This window comes from Glycomyces rhizosphaerae, from assembly GCF_042647865.1.
In the GTDB taxonomy this organism is placed as follows: Bacteria; Actinomycetota; Actinomycetes; order Mycobacteriales; family Micromonosporaceae; genus Glycomyces; species Glycomyces rhizosphaerae.
Window position 1 is genome coordinate 706,603 of sequence record NZ_JBHRWO010000010.1, and the last position, 19,773, is coordinate 726,375.

The window sequence follows — 19,773 nt, forward strand, 5'->3', positions numbered from 1 at the left end:
CGGCGACCGGTGTGGTGGCCTGCCGGGGTCTTGCTCCTGGTCGCCGGGGAGATAACGGTATCACTAGCTATGGAAATGAGTCAATGCTTCGTGGCCTGGAATCTCGGTTCTCGGCGAGTTGTGTTCGATTGCGGCGCGACGTATCCGCAGTAAGAGACGGTTGCGATGCCGCATTGGCGAAGGTTCGATGTCTCCCGCATCGCTTCGATAACGGATAGAGACCGGTTTCTATAACGTCCTTTTTAGGCCTGCCTCCAGAGTGTCTCGGGATCCACACGGTGGAGCAGCGGCTCGCCCGCGACGTAGCGCTCGGCCTCCTCGACCATGAACAGCCCCATGCGGGACAGCTCGTTGCCGTGGGAGCCGGCCACGTGCGGGGTGAGGAAGACGTTCGGGAGGTCGTACAGCGGCGAGTGCGCGGAGAGCGGCTCGGGCTCGGTCACGTCGATGACCGCCGAGAGCCTCCCGCTGAGCAGCTCGACGGTGAGCGCCTCGGTGTCGACGAGGCGGCCGCGCGCGGTGTTGACCACGACGGTGCCGTCCCGCATCTTCGCGAGGCGGTCGGCGTTGATGAGGTGCTCGGTCTCGGGCAGGTCGGGCGCGTGGACGCTGACCACGTCGGCCCGCGCCACCAGCTCGTCGAGCTGGACCAGCTCGGCCCCGAGCGCGGCGGCCTCGGCGGCCTCCACGAACGGGTCGGCCAGGAGCACGGTGAAGTCGAAGGGCCGCAGCAGCTCCACCACGCGCCGCCCGATCTTCGAGGCGCCCACGATGCCGATGGTGCGGCCGAAGTTGCCGACCTGGGGGTGGATGTAGCCGAGCGTGAAGTTCCGCGCTTTGCGGAAGTCCTCGCGCAGCTGGAAGATCCCCTTGCCCGCCATGAGGATCGAGGCGAGCGTGTACTCGGCGACCGGGAGCGCGTTCGCCCCCGACGAGCTCGAGACCGCCAGGCCCCGTTCCCAGCCGGCCTTGGAGATGATCCATTTGACCGTGCCCGCGGCGTGCAGCACGGCTTTGAGGTTCGGCGCCGCGGCCAGCGCCTCGTCGTTCAGTGGCGGTGCGCCCCAACTGGAGACGATCACCTCGGCCTCGCCCAGTGCCGCCTTCGCGGCGGGGTCGGCGTAGTCCCGGGCGATGAGTGCCGGGTCGAAGTCGAGCACGGCGTCGAGCCGCCGCATCAGCGGCTCGGGGAAGAGTTGGGGGAGGAACTCGGGGCTCATGGCCAGGAGGGCTCGTGGTCGGTCTGCCACTCGGGGTCCTTCGGTGGTCGCCGGATAGATATCGGTTTCTAAGTTAGATCTCAGTTCCTGGTTTGTCGAGACCCCGACATCGACCAATACCCATCGGTCGATACCCACGATGCGGATGAATGCGCCAATCGCCCAGGTAGACAACATGATCGAAGAAAGTAACGATTTGATAACCGAATTGCACGAGACCTGAGGGGCGGACAGATCAAGCAGAGAACGTTATCTGCTTGAGCCTTGATTCTCGTCCTACGAGCCGCTATGGTCCGCATAGACGGATTCCGATATCCAGACTGCTTCGGTGCGTGACTGGTCCACCCCGGCGTCCGCACCTCGCATCGGCAGACCCGGAAGGCCCTACCTTGAAAGGACGCCTGCAATGACGCACGTCGGGCAACGAAAGCGGTCGCGCCTCACAGCGCTGACGGCCGCGCTAGCCGCAGGAATCGCGGTGATGGCCGCCCCACCCTCACCCGCGCAGGCGGCCCCCTACGACGGCCTGCTCACCGAGAACGTAGTCGCGATCAACGAGACCGTGAGCGACGCCGGGTTCGTTCACCCCGGCGTCGGCCTCACGGCCGACGACCTCCGCAACGCCCAGGAGATGGTCCGCACCGGCCAGGAGCCCTGGGCCTCCTACTTCGACGCCATGACGAAGGTCGGCGCCGCCTCCAAGGGCTACCGCGCGGCCAACTCGAAGTCGGCCGCCCAGCCCGACGTCGCGCTCGACCCGGACTTCGACCACGGGGGCCTGCGCGGCCGCGAGACCAACGACTCGTTCGGCGCGCTCACCCAATCCCTCATGTGGGTCATGACCGGCAACGAGGTCTACCGCAAGAACGCGATCCAGGCCCTTCGCACCTGGGCGAGCATGAACCCCGACGGGTACGTCTACTTCCCCGACGCCCACATCCACACCGGCAAGCCGCTGTCGCAGTTCCTCATGGCCGCGGAGATCATTCGCGCCACCGAACCGCTCGACGACGACACCCCCGGCACCCAGGACGGCTACGACGTCGTCTGGAGCGCCGAGGACGACGAGAACCTGCTCGGCAACTTCGCCCGACCGCTCGTCGACACGTTCCTCTACTCCAACGAGAAGTGGATGAACCAGCACAACTTCGGGCTTTACGGCCGCATCGCAACCGCGATCTACGCCGACGACGCCGAGGGCTACGCCAAGGGCGTCGAGTGGTTCACCATGAACTCGAGCTTCGACGACTACATCAATGGCTCGCTCGGGGAGCAGATCCAGGTCATCGAGGCGGATGACCCGCGCAACCCGTACGGGGAGGAGTTCACGCAGCTCCGCGAAATGGGCCGCGACCAGGCCCACGCCGAGTGCAACCTCGACAACTTCGCCGCGCTGGCCCGCTTCCTCCACGTACAGGGCACCAAAGTGGACCCCGACGACGGCACCGTCTCGACCGCGGATGACGCCGTCACCGCCTACGGCTTCCTCGACAACCGGCTCCTCGCGGGCGCGGACGCCTTCGACGGCTACATGATGGGACAGCCCACCAAGTACATCGACGACCGAGGCACCGGCGGGGTCATCTCCCCGGCTTACCGCGGCCGGATGTTCAACGCGCTCAACGAGTTGTACTACCAGTACAAGTACGTCGAGGGCGTGGACGTGGAGGCCGAGGCTCCGAACGTGGCACTGCTCAACGAGCGCATGGACGGCCCCCTCTACAACTACGGGACCGGCGTCAACAACTTCTGGGCAGCCGGCGACAAGAGTGTCGAGTACTGGGTGGCGTTCCCGCCCGAGATCGCCGGCACTGAGCCGACCCCAGTGGAGGACACCGCGCTCACCTTCGGCAACTACGGCATCCCGCTCGACGGCGGCACCGAGATCGTCACCGAAGGCGACCGCACCTTCGCCCGCGCCACCGCGGACGCCGACGGCACCGTCAGCGTCGTCAGCCGGGTGATGTACCCCGGCAACAGCAAGATGGGCGTCCTCGTGCGCACCGACGGCCCCGCCGTCATGGAAGTGATCGACAAGGAAGAACGCGACCCGCGCAACGAGATCGAACCCGAACCGGGAGTCCTGTCGCGGATCGAACTGCCTGACACGCAAGGTGAATGGCGGTACGTCACGTATCCCGCGGCCGGCCTTAACACCCAGTTCTACCGGATCACGGGCGACGGCACCACTGTGGACATGGACTCGCTCATGTTCAACGCGCAGACCCAGCTCACCCCGCCCGCCTTCGAGCAGGCCCGGGGCCGGTACTACCTGTGGCCCGACGCGACCTCCACCTTCGAGCTCGGCGCGACCGACACGGGCGGGACTCCTGCCTTCACCGCTTCCGGCCTGCCCGAAGGCGCGGAGCTCGACGCCGCGACCGGCACCGTCACGTGGAAGCCGACCGACCAGGACCCCGGCACCCACAAGGTCCAGATCATCGCCGACGACGGCGACGCCGTGACCGCGCGGACCTTCGAACTCGTCGTGGCCAAGAACCGGCCCAAGATGATCGACGCCGCCGTCGCCGACGGCACCGAGGAAGGCGCGGTCTATACCACGGCCTCTAAGGAGCCGTACCAGGCCGCTCTCGCCGCCGCTCGGGACGCGTCCGAGAACGGCACCGACGAGGAGTTCCGCACCGCCTTCGAGGCACTGCTCGACAAGATCGAGGCCCTCGAACTGCTCAACCCCCGCATTGCGGACGAGTCGCTCGACTACCGCAACGCGGTCACGCCCGGCAACATGACCATGGACCAGGCCCGCGCCCTCGCCGACGGCAACAACAACAGCCACTTCGGCGACCTGCGCGTCGGATTCGTGACGCTCGACTTCGGCACCCAGTACCGCGTCGCGGCCGAGTCGTTCGGCCTCCAGGCCCGCTTCTCGTTCCCGATGCGCTCGCAGGGCACCAACGTGTACGGCTCCAACGACGGCATCACCTGGACGCTCCTGACCGAGCGGCCGACCGGCGACACCAACGACATGGAGAACATCCCCGTCATCGCCGAGCACCGCGGCAAGGAGTTCCGCTACCTGAAGCTCCAGATCGACGATCCGGCCCCGCCGATCGACCCCGCCTACCCGGGCATCTGGTCCATCGGCGAGTTCCACGTCTTCGGCGACCGCTCGGAAGTGCCCGGGGACATCACCGACGTGTCGGTGGCCTCACCGGACGCCTTGGCGGGCAGGGTGAACGCGGGGGACGAAGTCAACGTGACCTTCACCAGCGCGAAGCCGATCAGCGATGCGACGGTGACCATCGGCGGCCAGGAGCTCGCCGCGACCAGCGAGGACTCGCTGTCGTGGACGGCCACCGGCACGCTCGGCGAACTCACCGGCGGCGGCCGCCTCGACCTCGCCATCGACCACACCACTGAGGACGGAACAACGGCCGCGACGATCCACGGCGCGACGGACAACACCGCCCTCTACGGCTCGGACGAACGGAACCTCGTCGACCTCGCCGACGCCACCGTGGTCAAAGTGGACGGTACGGCCGACCAGTCGAAGGCCGCCCAGTCGGCGAAGATGCTCGACGGCAGCCACACCACCTTCAGCGACGTGCCCGCCGTCGACGGCAAGTACTACCTTGTCTGGGACTTCGGCGCTGGCGCGCAGGTCAGCGCGGATCGCTTCGATTACCTTGCGCGCCAAGACAGCGAGGGCGTTCGCCGCATGGACGACCAGGTGCTCCAGGGCTCGAACGACCTCAGCACCTGGACGACCGTCGCCGACGCGTCGTACAAGTCGCTGTCGTGGCAGAACCTCGACGCGACCGACGAAGGCGACTACCGCTACCTGCGGGTCACGAACAGCGCACCGATCTACATCGCGGAGCTCCGCCTCTACGGCGCGGTCGCCTACGAGCTGGACCCGATCCTCGCGCGGGCCGACGCGGTCGACCTGACCGCGCACTCGCGCGGCTCGGCGATCCTGTTCACCCGCGAGGTGGAGGCCGTCCGCGCGGCCGCCGCCGAGGAGGGCGCGGATGAGCCCGCGCTCGCGAACCGGCTCCTTGACGCTTGGGATCTGCTCGAACCGGCGGCGACCTCGGTTGCTGCGACCCTCGACCAGTCCTGGGTCACGGCCAGCTCGGCGTCCTGGGACGGCACGAAGAACGCGTCCGCCAACGGGTGGGCCATGTTCGACGGCAGCACCTCCACGTTCACCGACACCACCACGAAGAACGGCTGGGTCACGGTGATCCCGTCCGACGGCACGACCTTCACGGTCGAGAGCGTCAAGTACCACCCGCGCTCCGGATCGACCTCCCGCGCGAACAACGTGTCCCTCCAGGGCTCGAACGACGGCGGCGCGACCTGGACGACCTTCGCGAGCACCGGGACCGCGGTGGCGGGCTGGAACACGGTGACCCTCGACGAAGCGGTCCGTTACGAGGCCCTGCGCGTGAGCGCCGGCGACGGATACACCAACTTCGCCGAGGTCCAGTTCATCGCCTCGGCGATCGACAAGACCGGCCTCGACCTGTACCTCACGGAAACGGCCGAACTGGCCGAAGCGGACTGGACGGCCGACTCGTGGGCCGCCTTCACCGCTGCCCGAGAGACAGCTGTGGCGGTCGACGAGAACAAGGGAGCCACGCAAGAGGAAGTCGACCAATCGGCCGACAACCTCGCCGCGGCGATCGAAGGACTCACCAAGCCCTAGGCACTGCTCGACACCAGGGGCCCCAGCCGCGCAAGCGGCTGGGGCCCCTGCCTTTGCGGCGCTGGTGTGCGGTGTAGTCGCGTGGCGGTCGGGGCCCGGGCCCCGANNNNCGCGCCTCCGCGGAAGCGGAGGGGTGTGGCACCTGGCGGGGACCGCGCGCGGGTGGCTTCCCGCGCGCGGCCTCGGTATGGCGCCGCCATCCCGCCGGTGCCGGACGGCGTTTTTGCCATCTACTACAACATGTCGGGTAGTCGATCGACAACAGAAAGTTTCCACCTGTGGATGACTCGAGAAGGAGTTGGCGTACTCCCAGGTCAATAGCCTGTGGATACGTCGGGGTCGCTTCGACGGGCTGAACGGCGTCTCGTCGAGCGAAGCGCTAGAAGTGCGTCGTGACGCCGAAAGCCTCGCGCAGGCGGGCCATGTCGTGCAGGTCCCGCTCCGAGGGTTCGTAACCCTGGTGGAAGTGGACCTGCTGCTCCGCTGAAAGGCATGGCACCGCGACACCTGCGATCGCGCCCGTCGTGAAGCACGAAGCCGGGTAGCGGAACGGCTTCCCAGGTTCGAGCGACGACTGCTCGGCAGAACCGTCCTCCTTGAACACCAGGGGATGCAGGTCGATCTCCAGCCCGTCAGGGTGCGCCATCACGAACCGCACCGGCCGCCAATCGACGGTCTCGCCGTACCCGAGCGCCGCGAGCAGCGCCGTCAACCCGGGCTCCTCATCGGACACGTGCATCAGATCGAGATCGCGATGCGGACGGGTCTGCTCCCCGAGCAGCGCGTCGATCCCCCAGCCGCCGCCGATCCACACCGACAGCCCGGCCCGCTCGATCGCCCTGAGCAACCCCACGACCTGTCCCGCATCCATCACCGCCCGATCGTAATCGCGGCCCGCGGCAAGCCGCGCGAACCGGTCGACCGTGGCTACGATCAGCGGATGGGCGTGCTGCGGGAGCGGGAATCCACTGGGGTCGGCCCGGTCGAGCTGTTCTTCGACCTCGTCTACGTCTTCGCGATCACGCAGCTGTCGCATTTCCTGCTGCACCATCTCGGCGTCGAGGGGGCGCTCGAGTTCGCGGTGCTGTTCGCCGCGGTGTGGTGGGGCTGGAACTACACGGCCTGGGCCGCCAACTGGCTCGACCCCGACAACCGCACAGTGCAGGGGTTCTTCGCCCTGTGGATGTTCGCCTCGCTCGGGATGGCCGTCGCGATCCCGGAGGCGTACGGGGAGCGCGCCTGGCTGTTCGTCGCCGCATACCTGTTCCTGCAGTTGAGCCGCGCCTCGTTCATGGTGCGGGCCTGGCGCGGGCAGGCCATGGGCCGCAACTACGCCCAGCTGCTCGCGTGGAGTGCGATCGCCGGAGTCGTGTGGGTCGCCGGCGTGTTCGTGCCCGACGAGGCCCGCGTCTGGGTCTGGCTCGGTGCGGTCGTCCTCGACTACCTCGGGCCGCGCGTGAACTTCTGGCTGCCGAGGGTCGGCGGCACGCCGATGTCGACGTGGCCGCTCAGCGAGGACCACCTGGCCGAACGCAACCGGCTCGTGTTCATTGTGGCCCTGGGCGAATCGATCGTGATCCTCGGCGCGACGCTCACCGGCATGGAGCTCACCGCGGGCGCGGTCGCCGCCGCGGTGCTCGGCTTCGCGACCATCGTCGTGCTCTGGCGGCTCTACTTCGACGCCCGCCTCGGGAACGCCGAGCACGAGCGCGTCGCCGTCGAGGCCGCCACCGAGGTCTCGCGCAGCGCCTACGCGTACGCGCACGCCCTCATGGTCGCCGGAGCGGTCGTCATCGCCGTCGGCGTCGACCTCGTCCTCGCCCGCCCCTGGGACACCGCCGACGCCGCCACGATCGCGACGGTCCTCGGCGGCCCCGCGATCTACCTGGTCGGCAACCTCGTGTTCAACCGCGCCATCAGCGGCCGGATCGCCGTCTCGCGCATCGTCGCCCTCGGCTGCCTGGTCGTGCTCGCACTCATCGCGTTCGCGCTGCCCGTCCTGGTCCTCGCGGCCCTCGCGCTCGCGGTGCTCCTGCTGCTGTCGCTCGCGGCCTCCGGATGGTTCACGTTGCCGTCCATGAACGTCGACAAGTGATCAGCGGCCGGCGTTGAACCGCATCGCCGGTTCGTTGGAGACCGTGAACCCGAACTCCTTGTAGAGGCCCTCGCCCTGCTCCGAGGCCAGGAGTTCGAGGACGTGCACGTTCTGGTCCCCAAACCAGTCGAGGAGCGCCTTCGTGCAGGCCCGGCTGTACCCGCGCTTGCGCCACTGCGGATCGGTGACCACGTTGAAGATCCAGCCGTAGCGGCCCGTCGGGTTGTGCGGCCCGGGCAGCCGCTCGCTGATGGTCCCGACCGCGCACGCCGCCAGGCCGCCCGAGCCGTCAGGGGCGTCCACGACCGTGACGCCGATGGTGGGCTTGTCCTCGCCCATCCGGCGCCGCAGGATCTCCGCGGCCGAGGCCTTCCAGCTCTCGTCGGCCATGTCGAACCAGGGCGAGATCATGACCTCGCGGAGGCGGACGAGCTCTTCGATGTCGCCGAGGTCGGCGTGCCGTGCAATCGTCATGCCGGGAGTTTACGGTCGCGGACCCGGCGCCGCCCAGGGCATTTCGCGGGTTCCCTCGGCGCGCAGAACATGCCATGATGAGGTCTATGTCCCACCGCCCCAAGGATCTCAGTCCCGAACAGCTCCGGTTCAAACCGCAGGGGCCCGTGCGCTGGCTGTCGCCGCGCACGCTCCTCGACACGAGCATGCGGTTCGGGCTCGCCCGCGTCTTCGGCGGGTACGTCGACAAGCGCGAGATCATCGGCGGCCGTCCACAAGGGGTGTTCCATCACTCCGGCGGCGAGGAGCTGTGGCTCGACTACGTGGCCGACGTGGGCGACGGCTTCAACGCCACGTATTCGATCGCGTACCTCATGGCCCAGGACCACATCGAGCTCGGCGGCGAGAAGCTGCCGCGCGGATCGGTGCTCGTCATGGGCGGGGACGAGGTGTACCCGGCGGGGGACTGGCTCGAGTACGAGCAGCGCATGAAGGGCCCGTACGAGGCCGCGAACCCCGGGCATCCGGTGGCGCTGTACGCGATCCCGGGCAACCACGACTGGTTCGACGGGCTCACCGCGTTCGCCCGGCAGTTCACCGAGGGCCGCAAGGTCGGCGGGTACCAGACGGCGCAGAAGCGCTCCTATTTCGCGTTGGAGCTGCCGCACCGCTGGTGGCTGTTCGCGGTGGACGCCCAGTTCGACACGCATCTGGACCAGAAGCAGATCGAGTACTTCCACCGCGCGGCCGAGAAGATGCGCGAGGGCGACCAGGTGATCCTGTGCGTGCCGCAGCCGTCGTGGCTGTGGACGGAGGACGACCCGCGCTCGTTCGACCGGATCGACCACTTCATCCGGGACGTGATCGCAGCGAAGGGCGCCCGCGTCCCGCTGGTGATCACCGGCGACCGGCACCATTACGCGCACTACCAGGAGGTCGACGGCTCACGCCACCTGGTCACGGCCGGGGGCGGCGGCGCGTACCTCTCGCCCACGCACACCCTGCCGGAGCAGTTGACGGCGCCGCGCCGGTCGATCTCGGAACCCGATGCGCGCGAACGGCGCTACCGGCTCACCGACACGTATCCGTCGAAGCCGAAGTCCCTGGGATACAGCTTCGGGATCCTCGGGCGGCTGCCGTGGTTCAACAAGGGCTTCGTGGCGGTCATGGCGGTCGTCGCGCTCATCGGAACGGTGTCCATTCTGGAGGGCACAGGTCCGTTCGTGGCCGCCGCGGCCGTGCTCCTCGCCGCGGGCGTGGCCTTCGCGCACCCGGGCCAGGGGAGCCGCTCCACCCGCCATTACGTGCTCGGCGGGCTGCACGGCGCGGCGCAGGTGGCCCTCTCATGGGCCGGGGCGCAGGTCATCAAGTCCCTCGACGACGTGAGCCTCTGGACCTACCTGGCGTACCTGCCCGTCGCCGGGCTCGTCGGCACCTGGCTCGTGGGCCTCTACCTGGTCCTGGCGAACCGCTTGGGCGTCAACGCGAACGAGCTGTTCGCAGGCCTCACGGTGATCGACCAGAAGTGCTTCCTGCGCATCAAGGTCGCCGCAGACGGCGTCACCGTGTACCCCATCGGCCTCGACCGCGCGGGCCGCCGCTGGGTCGCCGACCCCGCTGGGGCGCCGACCGATTCGTGGATCAAGCCGGTCGATCCGCTCAAGCCCCGCCTGATCGAGCCGGGCTTCGCGGCCCTGCATCCGGGGCCGAGCAGCGAGTCGCTGCCGCGCCAGAATCCCATGCGCCGCTTGGTGGCCCAAGCCGGCGACTGGTTCAACCAGCGCGACTGAGCCGCGGTCACCCGCCGCGGTTGAACTCCGGCTCGGGCGGCGTCTCCAGCGTCGCGTCCGGGCCGTGCCCGCCGCGGCCCATGAGTCGGTGCAGCGCGGGGCTGAAGACGGCGAGCACGACGGCGGTGAGGATCGCGATCCCGGCGAGGATGTAGAAGAACGCGGCCTCGCCGACCTTCGGCACCAGGAACGCGAACGCCTGCCCGCCAAGGGGTGTGCCCACGGCCGGGCCGAGGAACCACACGCCCATCATCTGGCCCTTGAGGGTCGGCGGCGCCAGTTGCGTCGTGACGCTCAAGCCCACGGGCGAGACGCACAGCTCGCCGAACGTCAGCAGCAGGTACACCCAGGCCATCCACGCGAGTCCGACGAGCACGCCGTCGTCGGCGCGGGTCTGGAGCCAGCCGAGGAACACGTACGCGAAGCCGACGAGGAACACGCCGATCGCGAACTTGTACGCCGTCCCGAACCGCGTGCCGGCCTTGAGCCACAGCACGCCGAAGATCGGCGAGAAGACCAGGATGAAGATCGAGTTGAAGTTCTGCACCCCGCCGGCGGGCAGGTGGAAGCCCAACGAGTCGAGGTCCACCGAGTTGCCGGCGAACGCGGTGAGCACCGAGCCCATCTGGAGGTACAGCATCCAGAACACGACCGAGGCGATGAACAGGCCCACATACGCGCGCAGGCCGGCCTTCTCGGCGGGCGAGATGTCCTTGGCCTCACCGAAGATGTAGATGAAGTACCAGACGGCGGCGGCGATCGACAGGCCCGTGACGGCGGTGGGCACCGTCGCGAGCGTGAGCGTCCCGGTCCAGGCCCAGATCACGATGATGACCGCGGCGACGACGAGCGAGACGGTGAGGATCCTGCCGACCTTCCGCTTCTCGTCCTCGCTCAAAGGCCGGGCGGGCCCGATCCCGGCGTGCGTCAGGCGCGGCCAGCCGCGCACGTACCAGAGCAGGCCCAGGGCCATACCGACTGCGGCGGCGCCGAAGCCGAGGTGCCAGTGGTCGTCCCCGGCGAGGTAGGGGGTGATGAGGATGCCGAGGAACGCGCCGAGGTTGATGCCCATGTAGAACACGGAGAACCCGGCGTCGCGGCGGGCGTCGGTGTCGTCGTCGTAGAGCTTGCCGACCATCACCGAGATGTTCGGTTTCAAAAGGCCCGACCCGGCGACGACGAGGAACAGCCCGAAGAACACGGTGGCGGGGCTCTCGACGGGGATGGCCATGGAGATGTGGCCGCACATGATGACGATGCCGCCGATGAGGACGCCGCGCCGCGGTCCGAGGATGCGGTCGGCGAGCCAGCCGCCGGGCAGCGCCGTGAGGTACACGAGACCGGAGTAGAGCGAGGCGATCGGGACGGCCACGGTGTCTTCGAGCCCGAGTCCGTTCTGCGCCAAGGAAGCGGTGAGGAACGTGAGCAGGATCCCCTGGAGGCCGTAGAAGCTGAACCGCTCCCACATCTCGGTGCCGAACAGGACGGCGAGGCCGCGGGGATGCCCGAAGAAGGTCTTCTCGCGGAGGACGGGACCCGTTTCGCGGTGGGACATCGGCGCTCCCAAAGTGCTCGTTCGTGCGGCGCGACGTGCGCCGACACCTGCGTACGGTAGTGGCTCGGGAGCACCGGGGCGGGGGAATGCGCGAACGTGTCATCCCCGAACGGATGCGTTGCAGCCGTTTGTCTGATATGCGCATGCGATTGGATTACGATCCGGCTTATGAGCAATGATCCCTATTGGAGCACCGGGCCGTCGGGCGAGCCCTCCGGCCGCTTCTCCGGCGGCGACCCCCTCGTGACCGACACCTTCGAGGGCTGGTGGCACGCCTCGATGGACGTCGTCCAACGCTCTTGGCGCACCGTCGGACTGGTCCTGCTCATCGGTGTGGTCCTGCCCCGCTGGATCCTCGGCGCCTTCAACAACAATGTGCGCGCCCCCGAGAAGGACGTCGTCGTCACCGACTGGGGCGCGTTCGTCCGCGAGTACTCGCCGGGCATCGCGGTCGGGATCATCGGCGCCATCCTGGCTCTGGCCGCGCTGTACGTGGCCGGCTCGGCCGTGCTCGGCGCCGTGCGCACCGCCGCCGCCGAGGCCGCGGGCGGATTCCTCGCCCTCGGCGAGGCCTTCTCCTTCGGCTTCAAACGAGGCCGGAAGTTCTTCCTGTGGCTGCTGCTCGCCTGGCTCACGATCTCGGCCGGCCTGGTGCTGTGCGTCCTGCCGGGCCTGTGGGCGATCTTCGCGCTCAGCCTCATGGCCCCCGCCGCGGTCTTCGAGGCCCGCCGCAGCCCCTACGCCCGCTCGATCCAGCTGACGCACTCAGCGTTCTGGCCCGCGTTGGGCCGCATCATCATCGTGGTGCTGGTCGCCATCGCCGCGAACCTCGTCATCTCGCTCTGCGGCCTGCTCCTGGCCGGGGTCTGGCACGCGGTCTTCGCGCCGTGGCTGGCCGCGGTCTTCACCGTCCTCACCGAGGCGATCATGGCGCTGCTGCTGCTCGTGCCGATGATCTGGATCCTCGCCGCGTCCCTTTGCACCTACGCCTGGCTGCGCGGCCGCACCGAAGCGGTCTCCGCCACTTCGCTGTCGGCCGAGGCCGCCGGCGTGGCCATCCCGACCGCCGAACCCGGCGAGCCCGGCCACCCGGGCCGCCCCGACCGGCCCGACATGCCCGACCAGGGAAGCTCGACCACGTGAAGCACTGAGGCACGCATCGGACGCCCGGGCCGCGAGGCTCGGGCGTCCGCGCTTTTCACCACGTGTTTCACGCCCCGGATTGGCACTCTCAAGGCGAGAGTGCTATACCTGATTCTGGCACTCGCAGCTGGCGAGTGCTAAGAACGCGATGAGGTGGTCGGGTCCTTTACAAGGGCCCACCGTCGCGGGGATGCCGCCTCACCGTCGACCACGAACGTTATCCGAAAGGAAGCCATCGACCATGGCGAAGATGATCGCATTCGACGAGGAGGCTCGCCGCGGGCTCGAGCGAGGCATGAACACCCTCGCCGAAGCCGTCAAGGTGACCCTCGGCCCGAAGGGCCGCAACGTGGTGCTCGACAAGAAGTGGGGCGCCCCGACGATCACCAACGACGGCGTGTCCGTCGCCAAGGAGATCGAGCTCGAAGACCCGTACGAGCGCATCGGCGCCGAACTGGTCAAGGAAGTCGCCAAGAAGACCGACGACGTCGCCGGTGACGGCACCACCACCGCGACCGTGCTCGCGCAGGCCCTGGTGAAGGAAGGCCTCCGCGCCGTCGCCGCCGGTGCCAACCCGATCGCCATCAAGAAGGGCATCGAGAAGGCCGTCGCGGCCGTCGTCGAGCACCTGCAGGCCACCTCCACCGAGGTGGAGACCGAGGAGCAGATCGCCAGCACCGCTTCGATCTCCGCGGGCGACGTCACCGTCGGCGCCATCATCGCCGAGGCGATGGAGAAGGTCGGCAAGGAAGGCGTCATCACCGTCGAGGAGTCGAACACCTTCGGCCTCGACCTCGAGCTCACCGAGGGCATGCGCTTCGACAAGGGCTACCTGTCCGGTTACTTCGTGACCGACCAGGACCGCATGGAGGCCGTGCTCGAGGACCCGTACATCCTCGTCGCCAACCAGAAGATCTCCGCGGTCAAGGACCTGCTCCCGACCCTGGAGAAGGTCACCCAGACCGGCAAGCCGCTCCTGATCATCGCCGAGGACGTGGACGGCGAAGCCCTCCCGACCCTCGTCGTGAACAAGATCCGCGGCATCTTCAAGTCGGCCGCCGTCAAGGCCCCCGGCTTCGGCGACCGCCGCAAGGCCATGCTCGGCGACATCGCCATCCTCACCGGCGGCCAGGTCATCTCCGAGGAGATCGGCCTCAAGCTCGAGAACACCGACCTGTCCCTGCTGGGCCAGGCCCGCAAGGTCGTCATCACCAAGGACGACACCATCATCGTCGACGGTGGCGGCGAGGAAGAGGCGATCCAGGGCCGGATCAACCAGATCCGCGCCGAGATCGAGAACTCCGACTCCGACTACGACCGCGAGAAGCTGCAGGAGCGCCTGGCGCGCCTCGCCGGCGGCGTGGCCGTCATCAAGGTCGGCGCGGCCACCGAGGTCGAGCTCAAGGAGCGCAAGCACCGCGTCGAAGACGCCGTGCGCAACGCCAAGGCCGCCGTCGAAGAGGGCATCCTCGCCGGTGGCGGGACCGCGCTGGCCCAGGCCGGCGCGATCGCCTTCGACAAGATCGAGGCCGAGGGCGACGAGGCGACCGGTGTCGAGATCGTGCGCCGTTCGCTCGGTGCGCCGCTGCGCGCCATCGCCGAGAACGCCGGCCTCGAAGGCGGCGTCGTGGTGGAGAAGGTCCGCGACCTGCCCACCGGCCACGGCCTGAACGCCGCGACCGGCGAGTACGTGGACATGCTCGCCGCGGGCATTCCCGACCCGACCAAGGTCACCCGCTCGGCGCTGCAGAACGCCGCGTCGATCGCCGCACTGTTCCTGACCACCGAGGCCGTCGTCGCCGACGCCCCGGAGAAGGAAGGCGCCGGCGGCGGCGCCCCCGACATGGGCGGCATGGGCGGCATGATGTAAGCAGCCCTTCAGGGTTGCTTACTCAGGCCTACTGAGTACTGCGAGGGAGGACCGCTCACTGTAAAGTGAGTGGTTCTCCCTTTCTCTGTACTGGCTTACAGTGCAGACGGCGTAGTCCGCTGCGCAAGCGCGGCATACCGTCCCCTCCAAGGGCGGTGTGCCGCGTCTTTGCGTCACGCTTTCGGGTGACAAGCGGGCCGCGGGGGACCGTTCTTGTCGGACCAGCGGGGGAGGCTGGGCGCTACAGTCCTTCCCCTCTCGTGGCGGGTGGGGGTTTGTGGACGGGCTTGCGCGAAGCGCACCGAACCCTCATGCGCGCCAGCGTTTTCGCCCCTTCACATCGAATGCCGCTCGCGTTACCCTGAGGCCGTGCCCCCCGCGCCCCACGCCGAACGCCGCCTGGCGGCGGCCGCCTTCGCGGCCGTCGCGTTCCTCGCGCTCGGCGCGGCCGCGTTCATCGGCGGCATCGTCGCCGACAGCCGCGCCCCCTCCGGCCTCTTCGATCTCGTCCAATGGGGACCGGGTGCGCCGCCCGAGTACCGCGACTCCGGCCCCACTCTTCTCGTCTGCACTGGCGATGCCGAGAACTTCACCGCGCACAACGAGGGCGTCAACTACAACCAGCGCATCGAGAACGAACGCACCTATGAGGACTGCCTCGCCGGCGGCCACCGCGACCTCGCCTCCGCGATCGCCGCCGCCGAACCCGGCGCGCGCATCCTCATCCTCCCCGGCCGGTACGCGACCGACGAGCCGATCCTCATCGACGGCGGGGCCGACCTCCAGATCGAAGGCCTCGGCGACACCCCCGAAGACGTGCTCCTCACCGCCCGCTTCGCCGCCGACACCGTCCTCGAAGCGCGCGACGCGAGCATGCTGTACCTCAAGGGGTTCACCGTCGGCCAGGCCCGCGAGAACGGCCTCCTCCTCTCCGGAGTCGAGGGGGCCGCGGTCGAATCCGTGGCCGCCGTCCAGAGCGGCGCCTACGGGCTGCGCGTCGCCGACTCGCCCACCGTCAGCCTCACCGGCTGCCGCGCCGAAGCCGCCGACACCGCCGGCATCGCGATCGAGGACTCGACCGCCACCGTCGACGCATGCGAGGCCACCGGGAACCTCGTCGGCATCCACGCCTCCGGCGACCACGACATCACCCTCACCGCGAACCGCGTGCACGGCAACACCACCGGCATCGTCGTCACCGGCGCCTTCGAAAAGGGCCCCCTCAGCGCCGAAGCGAACCGCCTGTACGACAACAACACCGACCACTACGCGAACCTCGGCACCGCCGCCTGCACCGACGGTCCCGCCGCACGGGCCTGGGACGAGGCGATCCTGTGCCCGGGTCTCACCGTGCCCTCCGGCGTCGGCATCCTGGTCGCAGGCGGCGTCAACGGCACGTACGAGGCCAACCGGATCTGGAACCAGCAGACCGCCGCCATCGCGATCTGGGGCACCCCCGGACTCCAGGACGGGCTCGGCTCCGACGGGAACCGCTTCGCGGACGACACCTTCGGTCTCCGCGACGACGGCCAGCGCCAGCGCAACCGCCTCGACCTGTGGTGGGACGGCATCGGCGCCGACAACTGCTTCGAGGAGCCGAACCTCGGCCGCACCTCCCCAGCCGTCCTCCCCGGTTGCGGCGTGGTCGACCAGACCTCCCGGGTCTACGGAGACCCCTTGCGGGCCTTGAAGCACTGGCAGTGCGGCATCGGCGACGCCTCGGCGGGCGTCCCCGAGGGCTGCGACTGGTTCGGCGCGCGCTTCACCGACCGGATCGAGTTCCGGGCGGCCGTGGTCTTCGCGGCCTCGCTCCTGTTCCTGACCGGTGCGGGCTGGCTCGCGGCGGCCCGCGCGGCCGAACCGCCGCGGGCGGGCCGGATGACGTTCTCGGCCATGGCGACCGGCGCGGGCGGCCTGCTCCTGGTCCTCGCCGTGTGGTCCGGCCGGGCGGACTACGAGGCGCTCGCGATCGGCCTGTGGGGCCTGGGGTGGCTGCTCGCGGGCCGGTCCTGGTTCCACTGCGGGATGCGCGTGCTCGGTTCGTTCACCGGGCTCATCGGGGCGCTCGCCGTCCTCGACGCGGTCGACCGCGCCGTCTGGACGATCGCGCCCCTGCCGCTCTCCCCGGCCTGGTTCTGGCTCGCCTTGCTGCCCTTGTGGACCCTGCTGGCGCTGAGCCTGGCGTTCGGTCCGCGCCGCGGCGAGGAGGACCCGCCGCCGGTCGAGCGCACTCCGGTGACCGCTCCGTCGCACGACCGTTTCGATTGGTGACCCGATCGCGTAACCTTGCCCCCATGACTTGGACCTGGAAGCTCGAAGACGCCGACGGCAACGCGATCGACACCCCGGACAGCGACCTGGGCAGCCAGGGCGACGCGGAGTCGTGGCTGGGCGAGCGGTGGCGCGAGTTCGCCGACCAGGGCGCCTCTGCCGCGATCCTGTTCGAGGACGGCCGCCAGGTCTACCGGATGGAGCTCTCGGCCGCCGAGGAGTAGCGCCTTCCGGAACTCGCGCACTGCGCTCATTTACGGCCCGCAAGCTTCGCCGAGGCCGCGCTCATTTACGGCTCGCAAGCTTCGCCGAGGCCGCGTCTTGCCGGTGTGGCAGGTCTGGCGCAGTGCGAGCGTCGCCGTTCGCGGCCGCGCCGTAATAGGCTGGGCGGCGTGACCGACTCTGGTTCCCTCACTTTGACAGCGACCCGCGCGCGGGCCGGGCTCGACGCCCGGCGCGGCATCGTCCGCCTGCACCCTGAAGCCCTCACCGCCCTCGGCCTGCGCGCCGGCGATGCGGTGGAGCTGACGGGGCGGCGCACGACGGCCGCGATCGCCCTGGCCGCCGACCGGTACGCGTCGCGCCGGGCGCTGTACGCCGACGACCTCACGCTGGGGAACATCGGTGCCCGCGACGGGGACCCGGTGCGTCTCGCGCCCGTGTCGCTGGCCGCGGCCGACCGCGTGGTCCTGTCGGGTCCCGCTTCGGCGGTGGCCGTGGTCGACCCGGACACGCTGCGCCTGGCGCTCCTGTCGAAGGTCGTGGGGGAGGGCGACGACGTGTCGCTCCTGCCGATCGAGCTGGGGGACGCGCAGCGCGAGATCGTCGCCGCGACCCGCCGCACGCTCAACAACACGCTCGGCATGGGCTGGACCACCATGGTGCTCAACGTGGTCGAGGCCAGTCCGGCGCACGCGGCGATGATCACCTCGGACACGCGCGTGGAGTGGGAGCACGACGTCCCCGCGTCGATCGAGATCCCCTTGGAGTCCGGCCGGGTCGCGAACCTGGGCCGCGCCCACGCCCCGATGCCCGCGTCCTATTCGGCGGGCGAGGCCGCTGCGGCCCGCCCCCGCGCCGAGACCCGCGAGCCCGTGAGGGCCGAGGCGCGCCGTCCCGAGGCCCAGCCCGGCATCGCCCCGATCCCGTACGAGGAGCTCGCCGGCGCCAAGATCCCCGCCGAGGAACTGCGGGAACTGCTCGACCTGGGCTTCAACCACCGCGAGGTGCTCACGGTGGTGGGCACCGACATGGCGCTCGGCGTGCTCGTCTCGGGGCCTTCGGGCGCCGGGAAGGCCACCGTGGCGCGCTCGGTCGCGGCCGCCGTGGGCGCCCGCGTCAGCGAGGTCTCCGGCCATGACCTGGCCGCGCTCGAGGCGAACGCGGCGGCCGATCAGCTCCGCGCCGCCGTCGCCGCGCTCGCGGTTCCCGGCGTGCTCCTGGTCCGCGGGGTCGAGGCGATCGCCCCGGCCGGGAAGCGGACCCCGTTGGGCACCATGTTCACCCGGCTCGTCGACGAGGTCCTCGCCGAGCCCGGCGAGCACGCCGTCGTCTGCACTGCGGCCCGCGTCGAGGACGTGGACACCGCGCTGCGCTCGCGCCTCGAACACGAGGTGGTCGTGCCGATGCCCGACGCCGATTCCCGCCGGGACCTGCTCGTGTACTTCACGCGCGGCATGAAGGTGGCCGAGGACGTGAAGCTGGAGTCAGTGGCGCACCGCGCGCCCGGCTATGTGGCCTCCGACCTCGCCGTCATGGTCCGCGAGGCCGGCGTCCGGGCCGCCATGCGCGCCAAGGGCGGCGGCGCGACCGCGCTGCAGGGCACCGACTTCGACGGGGCGCTCGAATCGGTGCGGCCCACCAGCATGGCCGGCGACTCGGTCGAGCTCGGCGGCCTCACGCTCGCCGACGTCGGCGGCATGGAGCCCCTCAAGCAGACCCTCACCGAGACCGTGCTGTGGCCGCTCACGTACCCGGACGCGTTCACGCGCTTGGGCATCGAGGCTCCGCGCGGCATCCTCCTATACGGACCGCCCGGGTGCGGCAAGACCTACATCGTGCGCGCCGTCGCGGGCGAGGGCCACGCGAACGTGCTGAGCGTCAAGGGCTCCGAGCTCTTGAACAAGTGGGTCGGCGAGTCCGAGAAGAACGTCCGCGAGCTGTTCCGCCGCGCCCGCCAGGCGAGTCCGACCCTGATGTTCTTCGACGAGCTCGACGCCCTGGCGCCGGTGCGCGGCGGCGGGACGGACGGCGGCACCGCCGACCGCGTGGTCGCCGCGCTGCTCACCGAGCTCGACGGCGCCGAATCGCTGCGCGATGTCGTCGTGGTGGGGGCGACGAACCGGCCGGACATGATCGACCCGGCGCTGCTGCGGCCCGGCCGCCTCGAACGCCTCGTGTACGTGCCGCCGCCGGACGCCCATGGCCGCGCGGACATCCTGCGCGCCAACGCGAAGAACGTGCCGTTCGCCGACGACGTGAACCTCGACGAGGTCGCCGACGAGCTGTGGCTGTACTCGGCCGCCGACTGCGCCGCGCTCGTGCGCGAGGCCGCGCTCACCGCGATGCGCGAGTCCCTGGAGGCCAGTATCGTGACCGCTTCCCATGTGGCCCAGGCGATGGAGCGGGTCCGCCCGAGCCTCGACCCCGAGCAGCTCGAATACCTGGAGAACTACGCCCAGAACCGCGAGTCCTGAGCGCCGGC

Annotated in this window: 12 protein-coding genes; 8 read left to right on the plus strand and 4 right to left on the minus strand. The window is 69.6% G+C overall.

Features of this window, described 5'->3' with window-relative positions; all coding sequences use genetic code 11:
- Nucleotides 1-242: 242 nt before the first annotated feature.
- Nucleotides 243-1,250 (minus strand): hydroxyacid dehydrogenase, encoded by a 1,008-nt coding sequence (locus ACFO8M_RS13075; protein WP_387975733.1) that lies wholly within the window; start codon nucleotides 1,248-1,250, stop codon nucleotides 243-245.
- A gap of 451 nt (nucleotides 1,251-1,701) precedes the next feature.
- Between ACFO8M_RS13075 and ACFO8M_RS13080 the strand changes: the two genes are divergently transcribed.
- A complete protein-coding gene (locus tag ACFO8M_RS13080) occupies nucleotides 1,702-5,892 on the plus strand; it encodes a putative Ig domain-containing protein (protein WP_387975735.1) in 4,191 nt (1,396 codons plus the stop codon).
- Between the two features lie 379 nt (nucleotides 5,893-6,271).
- Here ACFO8M_RS13080 and ACFO8M_RS13085 read toward each other — a convergent pair whose 3' ends face one another.
- Nucleotides 6,272-6,763 (minus strand): nucleotidyltransferase domain-containing protein, encoded by a 492-nt coding sequence (locus ACFO8M_RS13085; protein WP_387976384.1) that lies wholly within the window; start codon nucleotides 6,761-6,763, stop codon nucleotides 6,272-6,274.
- 69 nt (nucleotides 6,764-6,832) lie between these two features.
- Between ACFO8M_RS13085 and ACFO8M_RS13090 the strand changes: the two genes are divergently transcribed.
- Entirely contained in the window at nucleotides 6,833-7,987 is a 1,155-nt protein-coding gene (locus tag ACFO8M_RS13090) for a low temperature requirement protein A (RefSeq protein WP_387975738.1), read from the plus strand.
- Here the strand turns inward: ACFO8M_RS13090 and ACFO8M_RS13095 are convergent, their stop codons facing one another.
- Entirely contained in the window at nucleotides 7,988-8,461 is a 474-nt protein-coding gene (locus ACFO8M_RS13095; protein ID WP_387975741.1) for a GNAT family N-acetyltransferase, read from the minus strand. It lies immediately after the preceding gene.
- 86 nt (nucleotides 8,462-8,547) lie between these two features.
- On the opposite strand from ACFO8M_RS13095, the gene ACFO8M_RS13100 reads away from it, so the two are divergent.
- A complete protein-coding gene (locus tag ACFO8M_RS13100; RefSeq protein WP_387975744.1) occupies nucleotides 8,548-10,230 on the plus strand; it encodes a metallophosphoesterase in 1,683 nt (560 codons plus the stop codon).
- 7 nt (nucleotides 10,231-10,237) lie between these two features.
- Here ACFO8M_RS13100 and ACFO8M_RS13105 read toward each other — a convergent pair whose 3' ends face one another.
- Nucleotides 10,238-11,785: a peptide MFS transporter gene (locus ACFO8M_RS13105; RefSeq protein WP_387975747.1), complete on the minus strand. Its 1,548-nt coding sequence runs from the start codon at nucleotides 11,783-11,785 to the stop codon at nucleotides 10,238-10,240.
- A 168-nt stretch (nucleotides 11,786-11,953) separates the two neighbouring features.
- Here ACFO8M_RS13105 and ACFO8M_RS13110 point away from each other — a divergent pair, with 168 nt between their 5' ends.
- The 5 genes from ACFO8M_RS13110 (at nucleotide 11,954) to ACFO8M_RS13130 (ending at nucleotide 19,765) form a co-directional block, all read left to right on the plus strand.
- The gene (locus ACFO8M_RS13110) at nucleotides 11,954-12,928 is read left to right on the plus strand and encodes a hypothetical protein (RefSeq protein ID WP_387975750.1); all 975 of its coding nucleotides are present in this window, start codon (nucleotides 11,954-11,956) and stop codon (nucleotides 12,926-12,928) included.
- Nucleotides 12,929-13,169: 241 nt separating this feature from the next.
- On the plus strand, nucleotides 13,170-14,798 hold the full coding sequence (groL, locus tag ACFO8M_RS13115; protein ID WP_387975752.1) for a chaperonin GroEL: 1,629 nt from the start codon (nucleotides 13,170-13,172) through the stop codon (nucleotides 14,796-14,798).
- Between the two features lie 369 nt (nucleotides 14,799-15,167).
- Nucleotides 15,168-17,069 carry a right-handed parallel beta-helix repeat-containing protein gene (locus ACFO8M_RS13120; RefSeq protein ID WP_387975755.1) on the plus strand — a complete coding sequence of 634 codons (1,902 nt, stop codon included), beginning with the start codon at nucleotides 15,168-15,170 and terminating at the stop codon, nucleotides 17,067-17,069.
- 23 nt (nucleotides 17,070-17,092) lie between these two features.
- Nucleotides 17,093-17,293, plus strand: coding sequence for a hypothetical protein (locus tag ACFO8M_RS13125; RefSeq protein WP_387975758.1), 201 nt, complete (start codon nucleotides 17,093-17,095; stop codon nucleotides 17,291-17,293).
- 168 nt (nucleotides 17,294-17,461) lie between these two features.
- Nucleotides 17,462-19,765, plus strand: a complete 2,304-nt coding sequence (locus ACFO8M_RS13130; protein WP_387975760.1) for an AAA family ATPase — start codon at nucleotides 17,462-17,464, stop codon at nucleotides 19,763-19,765.
- The last annotated feature ends 8 nt before the right edge of the window (nucleotides 19,766-19,773 follow it).

Coding starts and splice junctions, on each gene's coding strand:
- ACFO8M_RS13105 (WP_387975747.1), bottom strand. CDS start 11,785: ATGTCCCACCGCGAAACGGGTCCCGTCCTCCGCGAGAAGACCTTCTTC.
- ACFO8M_RS13085 (WP_387976384.1), bottom strand. CDS start 6,763: ATGGATGCGGGACAGGTCGTGGGGTTGCTCAGGGCGATCGAGCGGGCC.
- ACFO8M_RS13110 (WP_387975750.1), top strand. CDS start 11,954: ATGAGCAATGATCCCTATTGGAGCACCGGGCCGTCGGGCGAGCCCTCC.
- ACFO8M_RS13125 (WP_387975758.1), top strand. CDS start 17,093: ATGACTTGGACCTGGAAGCTCGAAGACGCCGACGGCAACGCGATCGAC.
- ACFO8M_RS13095 (WP_387975741.1), bottom strand. CDS start 8,461: ATGACGATTGCACGGCACGCCGACCTCGGCGACATCGAAGAGCTCGTC.
- ACFO8M_RS13090 (WP_387975738.1), top strand. CDS start 6,833: ATGGGCGTGCTGCGGGAGCGGGAATCCACTGGGGTCGGCCCGGTCGAG.
- ACFO8M_RS13100 (WP_387975744.1), top strand. CDS start 8,548: ATGTCCCACCGCCCCAAGGATCTCAGTCCCGAACAGCTCCGGTTCAAA.
- ACFO8M_RS13080 (WP_387975735.1), top strand. CDS start 1,702: ATGGCCGCCCCACCCTCACCCGCGCAGGCGGCCCCCTACGACGGCCTG.
- groL (WP_387975752.1), top strand. CDS start 13,170: ATGGCGAAGATGATCGCATTCGACGAGGAGGCTCGCCGCGGGCTCGAG.